The sequence below is a fragment of the Acidovorax sp. genome, assembly GCF_021287135.1.
Lineage (GTDB): Bacteria > Pseudomonadota > Gammaproteobacteria > Burkholderiales > Burkholderiaceae_C > Acidovorax.
On record NZ_JAJTBB010000081.1, the window covers coordinates 1 to 15,924 of the forward strand.

Annotated in this window: 14 protein-coding genes, 1 pseudogene and 1 riboswitch; of the genes and pseudogenes, 11 read left to right on the forward strand and 4 right to left on the reverse strand. The window is 69.5% G+C overall.

Annotation, left to right across the window (positions count from 1 at the left end; all coding sequences use genetic code 11):
- Positions 1-259 (forward strand): annotated as a pseudogene (locus LWW96_RS19120) (NYN domain protein); the annotation flags it as partial.
- A gap of 51 nt (positions 260-310) precedes the next feature.
- Here the strand turns inward: LWW96_RS19120 and LWW96_RS19125 are convergent.
- The gene (locus LWW96_RS19125; protein WP_291489448.1) at positions 311-1,426 is read right to left on the reverse strand and encodes a PfkB family carbohydrate kinase; all 1,116 of its coding nucleotides are present in this window, start codon (positions 1,424-1,426) and stop codon (positions 311-313) included.
- Between the two features lie 145 nt (positions 1,427-1,571).
- Here LWW96_RS19125 and LWW96_RS19130 point away from each other — a divergent pair, with 145 nt between their 5' ends.
- From LWW96_RS19130 to LWW96_RS19150, 5 genes are all read left to right on the forward strand, one after another.
- A complete protein-coding gene (locus LWW96_RS19130; RefSeq protein ID WP_291489461.1) occupies positions 1,572-2,558 on the forward strand; it encodes a sugar ABC transporter substrate-binding protein in 987 nt (328 codons plus the stop codon).
- Positions 2,559-2,637: 79 nt separating this feature from the next.
- Entirely contained in the window at positions 2,638-3,597 is a 960-nt protein-coding gene (locus tag LWW96_RS19135; protein WP_291489449.1) for an ABC transporter permease, read from the forward strand.
- Between the two features lie 2 nt (positions 3,598-3,599).
- Positions 3,600-4,406, forward strand: a complete 807-nt coding sequence (locus LWW96_RS19140; RefSeq protein WP_291489450.1) for an ATP-binding cassette domain-containing protein — start codon at positions 3,600-3,602, stop codon at positions 4,404-4,406.
- A 10-nt stretch (positions 4,407-4,416) separates the two neighbouring features.
- Entirely contained in the window at positions 4,417-4,869 is a 453-nt protein-coding gene (locus LWW96_RS19145; RefSeq protein WP_291489451.1) for an RbsD/FucU domain-containing protein, read from the forward strand.
- Positions 4,870-4,880: 11 nt separating this feature from the next.
- Positions 4,881-6,134, forward strand: coding sequence for an ROK family transcriptional regulator (locus LWW96_RS19150; protein WP_291489452.1), 1,254 nt, complete (start codon positions 4,881-4,883; stop codon positions 6,132-6,134).
- Positions 6,135-6,241: 107 nt separating this feature from the next.
- Here LWW96_RS19150 and LWW96_RS19155 read toward each other — a convergent pair whose 3' ends face one another.
- Positions 6,242-7,069, reverse strand: coding sequence for an HAD-IIB family hydrolase (locus LWW96_RS19155; protein ID WP_291489453.1), 828 nt, complete (start codon positions 7,067-7,069; stop codon positions 6,242-6,244).
- Between the two features lie 6 nt (positions 7,070-7,075).
- Positions 7,076-8,704, reverse strand: coding sequence for a peptide chain release factor 3 (locus LWW96_RS19160; RefSeq protein ID WP_291489454.1), 1,629 nt, complete (start codon positions 8,702-8,704; stop codon positions 7,076-7,078).
- 165 nt (positions 8,705-8,869) lie between these two features.
- Positions 8,870-8,949, forward strand: a riboswitch (S-adenosyl-L-homocysteine riboswitch).
- Between the two features lie 71 nt (positions 8,950-9,020).
- On the opposite strand from LWW96_RS19160, the gene ahcY reads away from it, so the two are divergent.
- From ahcY to LWW96_RS19180, 4 genes are all read left to right on the forward strand, one after another.
- Entirely contained in the window at positions 9,021-10,457 is a 1,437-nt protein-coding gene (ahcY, locus tag LWW96_RS19165; RefSeq protein ID WP_291489455.1) for an adenosylhomocysteinase, read from the forward strand.
- Positions 10,458-10,590: 133 nt separating this feature from the next.
- Positions 10,591-11,592, forward strand: coding sequence for a TlyA family RNA methyltransferase (locus LWW96_RS19170; protein WP_291489456.1), 1,002 nt, complete (start codon positions 10,591-10,593; stop codon positions 11,590-11,592).
- The gene (gene metF / locus LWW96_RS19175) at positions 11,589-12,443 is read left to right on the forward strand and encodes a methylenetetrahydrofolate reductase [NAD(P)H] (protein ID WP_291489457.1); all 855 of its coding nucleotides are present in this window, start codon (positions 11,589-11,591) and stop codon (positions 12,441-12,443) included. The genes LWW96_RS19170 and metF overlap by 4 nt, the downstream gene beginning before the upstream one ends.
- Complete coding sequence (locus tag LWW96_RS19180) at positions 12,443-13,021, forward strand: septal ring lytic transglycosylase RlpA family protein (RefSeq protein WP_291489458.1); 579 nt, start codon at positions 12,443-12,445, stop codon at positions 13,019-13,021. Before metF ends, LWW96_RS19180 begins: the two co-directional genes overlap by 1 nt.
- 61 nt (positions 13,022-13,082) lie before the next feature.
- On the opposite strand, the gene rlmJ is transcribed toward LWW96_RS19180, so the two are convergent.
- On the reverse strand, positions 13,083-13,970 hold the full coding sequence (gene rlmJ / locus LWW96_RS19185) for a 23S rRNA (adenine(2030)-N(6))-methyltransferase RlmJ (protein ID WP_291489459.1): 888 nt from the start codon (positions 13,968-13,970) through the stop codon (positions 13,083-13,085).
- Between the two features lie 289 nt (positions 13,971-14,259).
- Between rlmJ and LWW96_RS19190 the strand changes: the two genes are divergently transcribed.
- A partial coding sequence (locus LWW96_RS19190; RefSeq protein WP_291489460.1) for a serine/threonine-protein kinase occupies positions 14,260-15,924 on the forward strand: 1,665 nt, incomplete at its 3' end.

Sequence of the window (15,924 nt, forward strand, 5' to 3'; positions counted from 1 at the left end):
CCGCCGCAGCCGTGCGCGCGCGGCGGAAGGCGCTTCGGCCGGCGCGGCCGCCCCACGCGGCGCCAGCCGCAAGGCCGCCACGCCCCGGGCGCGCGGCGGCCGGGCCACTGTGAATGCTGTGGATGCCGTGGATGCGATGCATGCGGACTCCACGCCCGCAGTGGCGCCGCAGGCCGCCAGCACGGACGCTGACAGCGCTGCGCTCGCCAAGGCGCCCGCACGCCCCCGCAGCCGCGCCCGCAAGCCCGCGGCCGAGTAACGTCGCCATCCCGGGGCTGGATGGCGGGGGCTGCCGCTCAGTGACAGCCGCTCAGCCCTGCGGCGCGGCCACCCGGGGGCGTGAGCCCAGCCGTTGTTGCACATCCGCATAGCGCGGCGGGGTGCAGCCGGCCTGCTCCACGCAGTGGCTGGCGCTGGCCAGCGCATGCTGCAGCACACGGCGCAGCCGGTCTGGCCCCAGCAGGGTGGTCAGGCCGCCCGGCCGGGAGGCCAGGGCGTCCTCGCCGCGCTCAGGGCCTGCCAGCAGCGCCGTGACCAGCCCGGCCAGAAAGCAGTCGCCCGCGCCCACCGTGTCCACCACGGCCAGGGGCGCTGCCTCCTGCGCGTGCAGCGCCACGCCATCGCGCTGCAGCAGCCAGGCGCCGGCGGGGCCCAGCGTCAGCGCCAGCCACTGCGCGGACGTGTGCTGCTGCAGGGTGCGGGCGCGCTCCAGCGCGTTGGCGCCGGGCACCGCCAGGGCTTCCAGATCGTCGTCGCTGACCTTGATGAGGTGGGCCTGCTGCAGCGCCGCCATCACGTTGGCACGGTAGGCCGGTGCGTCGTCCACCGCCGACAGGCGCAGGTTTGCGTCCACCACCACCAGCCGGCCTGCGGCCCGCTGCGCGGCCAGCCACGGCTGGTAGATCCCGGCGTCCTGCGCCACCAGCGCCAGGCAGCCGGTGGCCACCACTTGCAGGCCGGGCAGGGCGGCGCACGCCGCGTTCAGCGACTCGGCCGTGACCTGCCGGTCGGCCACGCCGTCACGGTAGAAGCTGTAGCTGGCCTTGCCCTCGGCGTCCAGCGTGGCCAGCGCCAGGGCGCTCGGCGCCTGCACGGGCGCCGGGTGCGCCAGCCGCACGCCCGCACCGTGCAGGCCGTCTGCCAGGCGCCGCCCCAGCAGGTCGGCCGACAGCGGGTTCAGGTACGTGGTGCCCACGCCCTGCAGGCCCAGCGCGCGGGTCAGGTTGTACACCGCACCGCCCGCACAGGGGCGCAGCCGCCCGTCCGCTTCCTCGATCAGGTCGAACAGCGCCTCGCCCGCCGTGGCCACGCGCACCGCCGCCACGGGGGCTGGCGCGTGCGGCGGCGGCCCGCCCGCCGGGGCTGTGGCCGAAAGGACGGGCTGGACGGCACCTGCGGCCGGGTTGGGCTGGGTAGGGAAAACCATAAATAAATCCGCTTGATTTATTAAAATGCCGCGGACTATAGTTCGCTCCCATCCACCCCGCAAGGGTGGTAAACCCCGGGGCCCTGCGCCGGGGCCCGCATTCCAACTCCAGGAGACAACCGTGACCTCTCGTGCCCCTGCATTCGTGATTTCCGCCCTGGCCCTGTCGGGCGCCCTGGCCTGCGGCCTGGCCCAGGCGTCCGAGCCGGTGATCGGCCTCATCACCAAGACCGAAACCAATCCGTTCTTCGTGAAGATGAAGGAGGGCGCCACGGCCGAGGCCAAGAAGCTGGGCGCCAAAGTGGTGTCCGCCGCCGGCAAGACCGATGGCGACAACGCCGGCCAGGTCACGGCGATGGAGAACCTGATCGCCGCCGGCGCCAAGACCATCCTCATCACCCCCAGCGACGCCAAGGCCATCGTGCCGGCCATCAAGAAGGCCCAGGCCAAGGGCGTGATGGTGATCGCGCTGGACAGCCCCACCGACCCGGCCGATGCCACCGATGCGCTGTTCGCCACCGACAACTACAAGGCCGGCGAGCTGATCGGCCAGTACGCCAAGGCGGCGCTCGCCGGCAAGAAGCCCGTGATCGCCATGCTGGACCTGCACCCCGGCCACCCCGTGGGCGCGCAGCGGCACAACGGCTTTTTGAAGGGCTTTGGGCTGCAGGCCAACGATGCCAAGAGCAACGAGCTCTCCCGTCCGGCCGAGGTGGTGTGCATGGCCGACAGCTTTGGCGACCGCGCCAAGGGCCAGACCGGCATGGAAAACTGCCTGCAGAAGAACCCCGACATCAACCTCGTCTACACCATCAATGAACCCGCCGCGGCCGGTGCGCACAACGCGCTGAAGGCGGCGGGCAAGGAGAAGAACGTGCTCATCGTCTCGGTGGACGGCGGCTGCGCGGGGGTGGCCGACGTGGGCCGTGGCGCGATCGCCGCCACCAGCCAGCAGTACCCGCTGCGCATGGCCGCCATGGGCGTGGCGGCCGGCGTGGACTACGCCAAGACCGGCAAGAAGGTCAGCGGCTACACCGACACCGGCGTGACCCTGATCGCCGGGAAGCCGCTGGCCGGCGTGGAGAGCAAGGACGTGAAGACGGGCACGGATCTGTGCTGGGGCGCCAAGTAATCCCTCGCTTTTCCTGATGTGCCATGGGGCGGCCCTGCGGGCTGTCCGATGTCCTTTTCGCCACCCGCCCGGAGCCGCCATGTCCTCCCCCGCTTCCAAACTACCGCCCCTGGCCACGCTGGGGCCGTTCATCGCGCTGATCCTGGCGTGTGCCTTCTTTGCCACGCAGAGCGAGCGCTTCCTGTCGGCGCAGAATTTCGCGCTCATCCTGCAGCAGGTGATGGTCGTGGCCGTGATCGCCATCGGCCAGACGCTGGTCATCCTCACGGCGGGCATTGACCTGTCGTGCGGCATGGTGATGGCGCTGGGCGGCATCGTCATGACCAAGATGGCGGCGGACTACGGCCTGTCGGCCCCCGTGGCGATCGCCTGCGGCATGGCGGTGACCATGCTCTTCGGGCTGGTCAACGGCCTGTTGGTCACCAAGATCAAGCTGCCGCCCTTCATCGTCACGCTGGGCACCCTGAACATTGCGTTTGCCGCCACGCAGCTGTACTCGGGCGCGCAGACCATCACCGACATCCCCGACGGCATGACGCTCCTGGGCAGCACCTTCCAGGTGGGCGAGACGGCCATCGTCTGGGGCGCCGTGTTGATGCTGGTGCTGTACCTCGTGACCTGGTTTGCGCTGCGCGAAACCGCGCCGGGCCGCCATGTGTACGCCGTGGGCAACAGCCCCGAGGCCACGCGCCTCACCGGCATTGCCACCGACAAGGTGCTGCTGGGCGTGTATGTGCTGGCGGGCCTGTTCTACGGCATTGCGTCGCTGCTGTCGGTGGCGCGCACCGGCGCGGGCGACCCGAACGCGGGCCAGACCGAGAACCTGGACGCCATCAGCGCCGTGGTGCTGGGCGGCACCAGCCTGTTTGGCGGGCGCGGCGTGGTGCTGGGCACGCTGGTGGGGGCGCTCATCGTGGGCGTGTTCCGCAACGGGCTCACGCTCATGGGCGTGTCGTCGGTGTATCAAATCCTGGTCACCGGCATCCTCGTGATCCTGGCCGTGGCCACCGACCAACTTTCGCGCAAGGGAGTGCGTTGATCATGACCCACTTCACCCCCACGGCGGACGCCCCGCTGGTGATGCAGGCCAAGGGCCTGGTCAAGCGCTATGGTCAGGTCACTGCGCTCGATGGCGCGGATTTTGAACTGCGCGCCGGTGAAATCCTGGCCGTGATCGGCGACAACGGCGCGGGCAAGTCCAGCCTGATCAAGGCGCTGTCGGGCGCCACGGTGCCGGACGACGGCGAGATCCTGCTGGACGGCCAGCGCATCCAGTTCAAGAGCCCCATCGACGCCCGCCGCGCCGGCATCGAAACCGTCTACCAGGACCTGGCCGTGGCCCCGGCCATGACCATTGCCGAAAACCTGTTCCTGGGTCGCGAGCTGCGCCGCCCGGGCCTCTTGGGCAGCGCGCTGCGCATGCTCGACAAAAAGAAGATGCTGGAAGAAAGCGTCGCCCGCATGGCCGAGCTGAAGGTCGGCATCCGCTCCATGACGCAGGCGGTGGAGACGCTCTCGGGCGGCCAGCGCCAGTGCGTGGCCGTGGCGCGTGCGGCGGCGTTTGCGCGGCACGTGGTCATCATGGACGAGCCCACCGCTGCCCTGGGCGTGAAGGAGGGCAACATGGTGCTGGAGCTGATCCGCCGCGTGCGCGACAAGGGCCTGCCGGTCATCCTCATCAGCCACAACATGCCGCACGTGTTCGAGATTGCGGACCGCATCCACATTGCCCGCCTGGGCAAGCGCGCGGCCGTGGTCAACCCCAAGAAGATCAGCATGAGCGACACCGTGGCCGTGATGACGGGCGCCATGGCGGCCTCCGAACTGCCCGCCGAATGCCTCGCCTGAGCCACCTGCCATGCTGAAAAACATCGACCCCCTGCTGACCCCCGACCTGCTCAAGGTGCTGGCCGAGATGGGCCACGACGACGCCATCGTGCTGGCCGACGCCAACTTCACCGCTATGAGCCTGGGCGCGGGCAAGCCCGTGCTGCGCCTGCCCGGCATTGGCATGGCGCGCGCCGTGCAGGCCGTGGCCAGCGTGCTGCCCCTGGCGCAGGACGTGCCGCACCCCGTGGCCTACATGCAGGTGGGCGGCACCGAGCCGCCGTACCGCTCGGCCCTGCAGCGCGAAACGCTGGCCGTGCTGGCGCGCGAAGGCGTGGCTGGCACGCAGGCGGAGGGTGTGGAGCGCTTCGCCTTTTACGAGCGGGTGAAGAAGGCCTATGCCATCGTCGTGACCGGCGAACCGCAGCCCTGGGGCAATTTCCTCCTGCGCAAGGGCGTGATCGGCGAAACTCTGCGGGATTGAACGCACGCCCCATGCTGGAAACCGACGCCACCCCTCCGCCCCCGGCCGAAGCCGGCGAACCCGCCAGCGCCGGGCCGGTGCGGCTGCGCCAGCGCGGCTCCAACCATGTGGGCATGCGCCAGTTCAACGAGCGCGTGGTGCTGCAGGCGCTGCGCACGCACGGCAGCCTGGCCAAGGCCGAGATCGCGCGCGTCACCGGGCTCACCGCGCAGACCATCGGGCTCATCACCGCGCGGCTGGACGAAGACCACCTGCTGCGCCGCGAGGCCCCGGTGCGCGGCCGCGTGGGGCAGCCCTCGGTGCCGCTGGGGCTCAACCCCGACGGCGCCTTTGCCATCGGCATCAAGATCGGCCGCCGCAGCGCGGACTGGCTGCTGGTGGACTTCACCGGCCAGGTGCGCGAACGCATCGTGCTGGACTACGCCTTTCCCGACATCGACGTGCTGCTGCCCGCCATCCGCCAGCACCTGCACCAGCTGCTGGACGGCCTGGGCCCGCTGCGCTCGCGCGTGGTGGGCGTGGGCGTGGCCGCGCCGTTCCAGCTGGGGGGCTGGCACCGCATGCTGGGGCTTACCGAGGCACAGTCAGACGCCTGGAACCGCATCGACCTGGCCGAGCAGGTGCAGCAGATGACCGAGCTGCCCGTGAGCTTTGCCAAGGACACCTCGGCCGCCTGCGTGGCCGAGCTGCTGCACGGGCGCGGGCACGACATTCCGAGTTTTCTGTACCTGTTCCTGGACACCTTCATCGGCGGCGGGCTGGTCCTCAACTCGCACCTGCACCGCGGGCTGCACGGCAACGCGGGCGCCGTGGCCTCGCTGCCGCTCGCCGTCGCGCAGGGCGAGGGCGCCCCGGCGCAGCTCATCAGCCAGGCGTCGCTGTGGGACCTGGAGCAGCGCCTGCGCGAGCACGGCCTCGACCCGATGGCCGCCTACGACCAGCGTGCGCTGCAGGAACCCTGGGCCCCGCACAGCCGCGCCTGGATTGCCCGCGCCGCCACTGCCCTGGCCCATTGCATCGTGTCCGCCACGGCCTTCCTGGACCTGGACGCAGTGGTGCTGGACGGCGCGGCCGACCCCGGCGTGCTGCAGGCGCTGGCCGACGGCGTGCGCGCGGCCCTGCGCGCCTACAGCTGGGAGGGCTTGCAGGCGCCCCCCCGGCTGGAGCTGGGCGGCATCGGCTCGGACGCGCGTGCGCTGGGCGGGGCGCTGCTGCCGCTGCACGCCTGCTTTGCGCCGGACACGGAGCTGTTCCTGAAGGCCTGAGGCGCGGCCGGGTGGGTGAATGATTTGCTATTAAAAATATAGCTGCTCGCGCTTGTGTATCAAGCGCTACAGCCACTTTTTATCAAAATTCTGGCCAGGCGCCGGTGTCAGGCCCGGCTGCCCTCGGGCCGGGCCGCCAGCAGGGCCTGCGCCACTTCGGCAAACCCCGCGCCCCGTTCGCCCTGCGTCACGTAACGCGGCAGGTGCGTGAGCTGCGGCACGAACCGCGCGATGTTGGCCACCCCCACGCTGTGGGTGAAGTGCTGGAACATGGCCTGGTCGTTGCCCGAATCGCCCACGAACACCCAGCGGTCCAGCTCCTGCGCCAGGTCGCGGCCCAGCAGCTCGCGCACGATCCAGTTGGCGCCCTGCCATTTGTTGAAGTCGCCAAAGCAGCCGTGGATGTGGATGCTGCTCACCGTGGTCTGCAGGCCTGCGCGCTGCAGCACGGCCAGCACCTGCTGCACGGTCTCGGGCGGGTGCCGGTCGAACTCGGCGTAGTCGAAGGCAATGTCGGTTTCGCGCCCGCCGCTGTCGCGGCTCAGTTGCACGCCGGGCACTTCGGCCGCCACTTGCGCAGCGATGTCGCGCATGCGGGCCTGGTTGGCGTGGCGCGTGGCGGCGTCCTGCTGGTAGCGCTTGGCCGGCTGCGGTGGCGACCCCGCGCCGTGGACAAACGCCACGGCCCCGTTTTCCGCCACCATCGCATCCACCGGCCAGGCCGTGCCCACAGCCCCGGCCATGAAGGGCGCGCACCAGCCGATGGGCCGCCCGGTAATGGGGATGACATGCAGCCCCGCGGCCTTCAGGCCGGCCAGGGCCTGCAGCGCATCGGGCGTGATCGCGCCTTCGGTGGTCAGCGTGTCGTCGATGTCGGTGAAGACACCCACCACATCGCGGCGGGCCGCCAGCGGCCAGCGGGTGAGGGGCAGCATGGGGCGTCAGCCTGCCTTTTGCAGCGCCAGCCCGGCGTGCTCGCGCAGCGGGTGGAAGTGGATCTTGGGAAACCGCTCCTGCGCCAGCCGCACGTCGTAGGGGCTGGTGCACAGATAGGCCAGCGTGTCGGCCGCGTCGTGCGCCAGGCGCAGCGGGTACGCGTCGGTGAAGGCGCGCAGGTCGGCCGCGTTGTCGGCCGTGATCCAGCGTGCGCCGGTGTACTGGCTGCCTTCCAGGCGCACATCGGCGTCGTACTCGGCCTTCAGGCGGTGCTGCACCACTTCAAACTGCAGCTGGCCCACGGCGCCCAGCAGCATGTTGCCGCCCGCGTCGGGCTTGAACACCTGGATCGCGCCTTCCTCGCCCAGCTGGGCCAGGCCCTGCTGCAGCTGCTTGGTCCGCAGCGGGTTCTTGAGCACCACGGTCATGAACATCTCGGGCGCGAAGAAGGGCAGGCCGGTGAACTGCAGGTTGGCGCCGTCGGTGATGGTGTCGCCCAGCTGCACGCCGCCGTGGGTGGTGAAGCCGATGATGTCGCCCGCGTAGGCTTCTTCCACGGCCTCGCGGCGCTGCGACATGAAGGTCACGACCGAGGTGGGCCGCAGCTCCTTGCCGGTGCGCTGCACCTTGAGCTTCATGCCCGGCGTGTACTTGCCCGAGGCCACACGCACAAAGGCGATGCGGTCGCGGTGGTTGGCGTCCATGTTGGCCTGCACCTTGAAGACCACGCCCGCAAAGCCTTCGTCTTCGGGCTGGATGGTTTTCACCACGGGCTGCTTGTTCACTTCGAGCGTGCTCACGCGCGGGCCGGGCGGCGGGGCCATGTCGACCAGTGCGTCCAGCACTTCCATCACCCCGAAGTTGTTCACACCGGAGCCGAAGAACACGGGGGTCAGCTTGCCGGCCAGGAAGGCCTCGTGGTTCCACTCGGGCGATGCGCCGGTGGCCAACTCCATGCTGTCCATGGCGGCGTCAAACTCGGCGCCGAAGCGCGCGCGCAGCGCGTCCACATCGGTCAGCGGGATGGATTCGAAGTCCTGCGGGCGGCGCTCGCTGCCGGACTCGAACACTGTCATGGTCTTCGTGCGCAGGTTGATGATCCCGCCGAAGCTCTTGCCCTGGCCCACGGGCCAGGTCATGGGGCAGCAGGGCATGCCCAGCTCGCGCTCCACCTCGTCCAGGATGTCCAGCGGGTCGCGCACCTCGCGGTCCATCTTGTTGACGAAGGTGATGATGGGCGTGTCGCGCTGGCGGCAAACCTCGATCAGGCGGCGGGTCTGTGCTTCCACGCCGTTGGCGGCGTCGATCACCATCAGCGCCGAGTCCACCGCGGTGAGCACGCGGTACGTGTCTTCCGAAAAGTCCTTGTGGCCGGGCGTGTCGAGCAGGTTGATGACGTGCTCGCGGTACAGCATCTGCATGACCGAGCTGGCCACCGAGATGCCGCGCTGCTTTTCAATCTCCATCCAGTCCGACGTGGCGTGGCGGCTGGCCTTGCGGCCCTTCACCGCGCCGGCGATCTGGATCGCACCCGAGAACAGCAGCAGTTTTTCCGTCAGCGTCGTTTTACCGGCGTCGGGGTGGGAAATGATGGCAAAGGTGCGGCGGCGCCGGGTTTCGGTGGCGTAAGACACGGGATTCCTGAATGGGGAGGGGCGCTGGGCTGATGGGCCTGCGCGGGTCGTCGTCCGATGCCTGCGTGGGGGTCCCGCAGGTAGGCAGAGCCCGGATTTTACTGTTGCGCGCCCGGGTGTCCGCCGCTGCGCGGGAGGCTGGCCGCCTGCTTTTATATAATCCGCCGATCCGAGGAGCGTTGCAGCGTCCCCAGCACCGGCGGGGCGTGAGGCTCGGAGTCACCCCGCAACGACGCTCATCCACTTCTCGTGTGGTGAGCTTGCTCTCCCCCGCGACCAGTGGTTTTTCAAACATGCTTTGGAGCACGAAACCATCATGAACGCACGCGTCAACGCCCCCGTCAACACCGACTGCATCATTGCCGACATCGGCCTGGCCGACTGGGGCCGCAAAGAAATCAAGATCGCCGAAACCGAAATGCCCGGCCTGATGGCCATCCGCGAGGAATTCGCGGCCAAGCAGTCGCTCAAGGGCGCGCGCATCACCGGCAGTCTGCACATGACCATCCAGACGGCGGTGCTGATCGAAACCCTGCAGGCCCTGGGCGCGCAGGTGCGCTGGGCCTCGTGCAACATCTTCTCCACGCAGGACCACGCTGCCGCCGCCATTGCCGCCACCGGCACGCCGGTGTTCGCCGTGAAGGGCGAGACGCTGGCCGAGTACTGGGACTACACGCACCGCATCTTCGACTTCGGCCCCAAGGGCAGCGAAGGGGAAGGCCCCAACCTGATCCTGGACGATGGCGGCGACGCCACCTTGCTCATGCACCTGGGCAAGCGCGCCGAGAAGGACGCCTCCGTGCTGGCCAACCCCGGCAGCGAGGAAGAGCGCATCCTGTTTGCCGCCATCAAGGCCAAGCTGGCCGAGGACAGCACCTGGTACAGCCGCAAGAGCGCGCAGATCATCGGCGTGACCGAGGAAACCACCACCGGCGTGCACCGCCTGAAGGAAATGTCGGCCAAGGGCACGCTGATGTTCCGCGCCATCAACGTGAACGACTCCGTCACCAAGAGCAAGTTCGACAACCTGTACGGCTGCCGCGAAAGCCTGGTGGACGGCATCAAGCGCGCCACCGACGTGATGATTGCGGGCAAGGTGGCCGTGGTGGCCGGCTACGGCGACGTGGGCAAGGGCAGCGCCCAGGCCCTGCGCGCGCTCTCCGCCCAGGTGTGGGTGACCGAGATCGACCCCATCAACGCGCTGCAGGCCGCGATGGAAGGCTTCAAGGTCGTGACCATGGAATGGGCCGCCGACAAGGCCGACATCTTCGTGACCACCACGGGCAACCGTGACGTCATCACCTTCGAGCACATGGCCGCGATGAAGGACCAGACCATCGTCTGCAACATCGGCCACTTCGATAACGAGATCCAGGTCGCCAAGCTCGAAGAAAACTGCCAGTGGGAAGAGATCAAGCCCCAGGTGGACCACGTGATCTTCCCGGACGGCAAGCGCATCATCCTGCTGGCCAAGGGCCGGCTGGTGAACCTGGGCTGCGGCACGGGCCACCCCAGCTTCGTGATGTCCAACTCGTTCGCCAACCAGACCATCGCCCAGATCGAGCTGTTCACGCACAGCGACTTCTACGAAAACGGCAAGGTCTACGTGCTGCCCAAGCACCTGGACGAGAAGGTGGCCCGCCTGCACCTGAAGAAGGTGGGCGCGATGCTGACCGAGCTGACCGACGAGCAGGCAGCCTACATCGGCGTGCCCAAGCAAGGCCCGTACAAGCCGGACACCTACCGCTATTGATCAGGGCGGTGGCGAGGGGCGGCAGCGAAGGTGCTGTCCGTCCATTCGCTATGAAAATAGGAGCTGCCAGCGCTTGCTGCATAAGCGCTGGATCCCGATTTTGTTCAGAGTTTCTTGAGAACAAGAGGAGCGCATGCGCGCAGACGTTTTTTTGGTGGAAGCGGGCCACGCGGCCACGCGCTCGCAGGCGCAGCGGCTGATTGCTGCGGGGGTCGAGTGGCGCCTGTCGCCGCTGGCGCCCTGGAACAAGGTCGCCAAGAACGGGGATGACATCCCCTCCGTGGCCGAGGTCAAGCTGCTGGACGGCGCTGAGGCCAAATACCTTTCGCGCGGCGGCCTCAAGCTCGAAGGCGCCCTGCAGCACACCGGCCTGGCCGTGGCCGGCCTGCGCTGCCTGGACGTGGGCCAGAGCACGGGTGGCTTCACCGACTGCCTGCTGCAGCACGGCGCGGCCCAGGTGATCGGGGTCGACGTGGGCCACGGCCAGTTGCACGAGCGGCTGAAGAGCGACCCGCGCGTGGTCTGCGTGGAGGGGCTCAACGCCCGCGCGCTCACCGCCGAATCGCTGCGGCAGGGCTGTGACGACGCCCTGTCCGAGGAGATCGTGCAGGACGACGAGGACAACGACACCCAGCCCGTGGCACCCTACGCCTGGATGCGCAACGGCGGCCAGGTGGACGAGGCCTACGACGACAGCGACGACGCCAAGGAGCAGGACGTGGAGGCCTTCAAGGCTGAGCGCGCCGCCAAGGCCCGCGCCCGCGCCGAAGGCACGCTGCCCACCGAGCGCCGCCGCAAGCCGGGCCGCGAGGACGTGGACATCCGCCCCGTGTTCGATCTGGTCACGGGCGACCTGTCGTTCATCTCCCTCACCCTCGTGCTGCCGGCTCTGGTGCCGCTGCTGGCGCCGCAGGGCCACCTGCTGATGCTGGTCAAGCCGCAGTTCGAACTGCAGCCGGGCCAGGTGGGCAAGGGCGGCGTGGTGCGCGACGCGGCGCTGTACCCTGTGGTGGAGCAACGCATCCGCGACTGCTGCGCCGCCAATGGCCTGGCCGTGCTGGCATGGCTGGACAGCCCCATCCAGGGCGGCGACGGCAACCAGGAATTTTTTGTCTTTGCGAGGAGGGCCGCATGAACGCAGCCGCCAATGCCCAGGGCACCGGTTTCCCGGTGAGTTTCGAGTTTTTCCCGCCCAAGACGCCCGAGGGGGCCGACAAGCTGCGGGCGGCGCGGCAGCAGCTGTACAAGCTGCACCCCGACTTCTGCTCCGTGACCTATGGCGCCGGGGGCTCCACGCAGGACGGTACCTTTGGCACGGTGCGTGAGATCCTGGCCGAGGGCGTGAGCGCGGCCTCGCACTTCTCGTGCATCGGCGCCACGCGGCAGTCAGTGCGCGAGCAGCTGGCCCAGCTCAAGTCCATGGGCGTCAAGCGCCTGGTGGCCCTGCGCGGCGACCTGCCCAGCGGCTACGGCGCGGGCGGCGAATTCCAGTACGCCAGCGATCTGGTGGCCTTCATCCGCGCGGAGACCGGGCGTGACTTCCACATCGAGGTGGCCGCCTACCCCGAGGTGCATCCGCAGGCGCGCTCGCCCGAGGCCGACCTCAAGGCCTACCTGGCCAAGGTGCAGGCCGGTGCGGACTCGGCCATCACGCAGTACTTCTACAACAGCGACGCCTACTTCCGCTTCGTGGAGGACACCGAGCGCCTGGGGGCGCGCGTGCCCGTGGTGCCCGGCATCATGCCCATTGGCAGCTCCACGCAGCTCATGCGCTTCTCGGACGCCTGCGGCGCCGAGATTCCGCGCTGGATCCGCCTGCGCCTGCAGGCGTTCGGCGACGACACGGCCAGCATCAAGGCCTTTGGCCTGGACGTGGTGACGGACCTGTGCGACCGCCTGCGCAGCGCCGGGGTTCCGGCCCTGCACTTCTACACCATGAACCAGAGCGCGGCCACGCTGGAGATTTGCCGCCGGCTGGGCATCTGATGCGCCAGCGCGCCTGGCGGCAGCGGGTGCCGGGGCGGCTGGTGCGGCTGCTGCGGCTGGCCGCCGCCTGCCTGGTCGGCCTGGCCCCTGCCGGGTTGCTGCCCGCGCACGCCCAGGGGCTGTCGGCCGAGGCGGATGCCCTGGCCCCCCACCTCCTGAGCGTGCCGGGCGAGGCCATGCTCATCGACCCGCCCGCGCCGCCCGGCCCCAGGCCGGGCGAGACCGGGCTCTCCGTGGCGCCGGAGGTGGGCCTTTCCGCTGACGAAGTGGGGCTTGCGTCCTGGTACGGAGCCAAGTTCCACAAGCGCCGCACCGCCAGCGGCGAGCTGTTCGACATGAAGGCGCTGACCGCCGCGCACCCCACGCTGCCGTTCGGCTCGCGCGTGTGCGTGCGCAGCCAGGCCACCGGGCGCACGGTGATCGTGCGCATCAACGACCGCGGGCCGCACTCCGCCAACCGCATCATCGACCTGAGCCGGGGCGCGGCGGAGGCGCTGGGCATGGTGGGCCTGGGGCTCAAGCCCGTGGAACTGTTCGCGCTGGACGACGGCGAAAGCGACTGCCCCGCGGCGCCGTGACGCGCCGTGACGCGCCGTGACGCCGCCCCGGCGCGCAGCGGGGCTGCGCAAGAAGGCGCCGTCAGCCGCCGGACTCCAGCGTGTGGGCGGCGTTGCGGTCCTGGGCCAGCAGCTCGGCCATCTGCGGCAGGGCGTTCTTTAGCGCGTCCTTGAGCGTGTAGGGCGGGTTGATCAGGAACATGCCGCTGGCCGGCAGCCCGGGGCGCTTGGCCTCGCCCGTGGCAGCTTCGGTGCGCTTGCTGGATTTGACCGTGAGCGTGGCATGCAGCCAGCTCTTGCCGGCCTTGGTGGCCAGCGTCTTCAGGCGCCGGGGCAGGTCGTGCGCCTCGGGGCGCGGGATGATCGGGTACCAGAACGCATAGGTGCCGGTGGCAAAGCGCTTGAGCGAATCGGCCGCCATGTCCAGCACCTTGGCGTAGTCGCTCTTGATTTCATAGCTGGGATCGCACAGCACCAAGGCGCGGCGGGACGGCGGGGGCAGGAACTTCTTGATGCCTTCAAACCCGTCCTCGTGCAGCACGGCCACCTGCCGGCCGGCCTCCAGCTGCGCCACGTTGCCGGCCAGCGCGCGCAGGTCGGTGGGGTGCAGTTCAAACAGCTTGAGCTTGTCGTGATCGCGCAGCAGGCGTTGCGCAATGAAGGGCGAGCCGGGGTAGACCCGCGGCGCGCTGCCCTGGTTGAACGCGCGGACCATGTCCACATAGTCCTGCAGCGCCGGCGCCAAGGGGGGCACCGTGGGGGCGAACAGGCGCGCCACGCCGTCAGCGGCCTCGCCGCTGGTGCTGGCGTAGTCGCCGTCGAGCCGGTACAGGCCTGCGCCTGCGTGCGTGTCCAGCACGGTCAGTGCCGCGTCTTTCTCCGTAAGGTGTTGCAAGGCGGCGATCAGGACGGTGTGTTTGAGCACATCGGCATGGTTGCCTGCGTGGAAGGCGTGGCGGTAACTGAACATGGCGCTATGGTAACGAGTGGGCCTGGTGCGGCCGGCGTGGCGCAGAAACTGGACGCGCGTCAAGGAAGCCGCGGTTTCGTGATCCAGTGCCGGGGCAGACGCACCGGCGCCGGGCACAATCCGGGCTTGTCCGATGGGGTGGGGCAGGGGAGCAGCGCAAAATTCCTGGCGCTCGCGGTGCGAGCTGGCATGCTTTCTGATTGTGTTTTGCCGCGGCCGAGAACCTGTTGACCTCTGATCGGGTGCACTCCCCCGTTGATGCCTGCCCGAACGCCACGCCTTTTCCACCATGATCGCAAGTTCCAGCCCAGCCCCCGCCAGCGGTGTCAGCCATATGGATGCGCTGCCGCCCGGCACCCGGCTGGCGGAGTTCGAGATCCTGGCGCTGCTGGGCGTGGGCGGGTTCGGCATGGTCTACAAGGCGTTCGACCATTCCCTGCACCGCGCCGTAGCGATCAAGGAATACATGCCCTCCGCGCTGGCGGGCCGGGCGCAGGGCCAGTCGCTGTGGGTGCGCTCGCCGGCGGACCTGCAGACGTTCAAGGCCGGGCTGGCCTCCTTCGTGGGGGAGGCGCGGCTGCTGGCCCAGTTCGACCATCCGTCGCTGGTCAAGGTGTTCCGCTTCTGGGAGGCCAACAACACCGCCTACATGGTCATGCCCCTGTACAGCGGCATGACCTTCAAGCAGGCGCGCGCCCAGATGCGCACGCCCCCGCCGGAGATCTGGCTGCGCAAGGTGCTGTGGTCGGTGCTGGGCGCTCTGGGGGTGCTCCACGAAGACAACACGCTGCACCGCGACATCTCGCCCGACAACATCTTCCTGCAGGACGCCGGCCCGCCGGTGCTGCTGGACCTGGGCGCCGCGCGCCACGCCATCAACGACCAGGATCGCAAGCACACGGCGGTTCTCAAGGTCAACTACGCGCCGATCGAGCAGTATTCGGACGGAGACCAGGACCTGCGCCAGGGGCCCTGGAGCGACCTGTACTCCCTGGCGGCCGTGGTGCATGGCTGCCTGTGCAACGACACGCCGCTGCCGGCCACCCTGCGCTCCATCCGCGACCGCATGGTGTCGTTCTCGCGGGTGGCGCGGACCGTCAAGCGGCAGTTCGGCGTGGAGTATTCCGCGCCGTTCGTGGCGGCGATTGCGCAATCGCTGGCGCTCCAGCCGCAGGACCGGCCGCAGAGCATCGACGAGTTCCTGCGGACCATGGAAATGACCGCGCCGCCCGAAGGGGTCGACCATTTCGACTTCCGCGCCGACCTGGGGGACATCTGGGTCGAGCCGGCCGACCAGCCCGGCCCCGGCCTGGTGTCGCCCACGGTGGACATCACCTCCGCGCCCCGCGCCGGCGCCGAATCACCTGCCCAGCCCCATCGCTCCCTGACAAAAGTGGCAAAAGTGGAGGACTCGGGCACAGAAGTTGACAATTTTGTGGAGCTGCCGGCCGGCGGCGATACCGTGATGCTGGCCGGGCCGGACACGCTGGCTGCCGACGGCGGCGATACCGTCTTCTTCGACCCTCGGGATTCCGTGGCGGCCGACGACTCCCGCTACGACGGCGCGGCGGCGCATCCGAACGGAGGGGCGGCCAGCGCGCGGCACGCAGCCGACGCCCGGCCCCTGCCGCTGGAGCGGGAGCTGCTGCGCTCGGCCCACAAGGCGCCCAAGTCCCGGCGGCGCCCGCACCTGCTGCTCTGGCTCGGCATCGGCGCTTTTGCCGTGGTGGCATCGGCGGCGGGGCTGCGGTGGGTGCAGGGCAGCGGCGGCAAGGTGCGCCAGACCGAGATCGTCACCGAGATGGCGGAACCGGCCGCAGCGGCCACCCCAGCCTCGGTGGAGGTTGCGGCGGCCGATCCGTCGGCGGTGGCCGCATCTGCCGCCGCGGCCGCGGCGTCCACGGACGCGCCGGCCAGCGCGCCGGCGGCCGCGGCCCCCGCGCCCGTCGCCACC

Excerpts from the sequence above, each read along its gene's own strand:
- LWW96_RS19125 (WP_291489448.1), bottom strand. The coding sequence starts at position 1,426 with ATGGTTTTCCCTACCCAGCCCAACCCGGCCGCAGGTGCCGTCCAGCCC.
- LWW96_RS19135 (WP_291489449.1), top strand. The coding sequence starts at position 2,638 with ATGTCCTCCCCCGCTTCCAAACTACCGCCCCTGGCCACGCTGGGGCCG.
- LWW96_RS19140 (WP_291489450.1), top strand. The coding sequence starts at position 3,600 with ATGACCCACTTCACCCCCACGGCGGACGCCCCGCTGGTGATGCAGGCC.
- LWW96_RS19145 (WP_291489451.1), top strand. The coding sequence starts at position 4,417 with ATGCTGAAAAACATCGACCCCCTGCTGACCCCCGACCTGCTCAAGGTG.
- LWW96_RS19150 (WP_291489452.1), top strand. The coding sequence starts at position 4,881 with ATGCTGGAAACCGACGCCACCCCTCCGCCCCCGGCCGAAGCCGGCGAA.
- LWW96_RS19155 (WP_291489453.1), bottom strand. The coding sequence starts at position 7,069 with ATGCTGCCCCTCACCCGCTGGCCGCTGGCGGCCCGCCGCGATGTGGTG.
- ahcY (WP_291489455.1), top strand. The coding sequence starts at position 9,021 with ATGAACGCACGCGTCAACGCCCCCGTCAACACCGACTGCATCATTGCC.
- LWW96_RS19170 (WP_291489456.1), top strand. The coding sequence starts at position 10,591 with ATGCGCGCAGACGTTTTTTTGGTGGAAGCGGGCCACGCGGCCACGCGC.
- metF (WP_291489457.1), top strand. The coding sequence starts at position 11,589 with ATGAACGCAGCCGCCAATGCCCAGGGCACCGGTTTCCCGGTGAGTTTC.
- LWW96_RS19180 (WP_291489458.1), top strand. The coding sequence starts at position 12,443 with ATGCGCCAGCGCGCCTGGCGGCAGCGGGTGCCGGGGCGGCTGGTGCGG.
- rlmJ (WP_291489459.1), bottom strand. The coding sequence starts at position 13,970 with ATGTTCAGTTACCGCCACGCCTTCCACGCAGGCAACCATGCCGATGTG.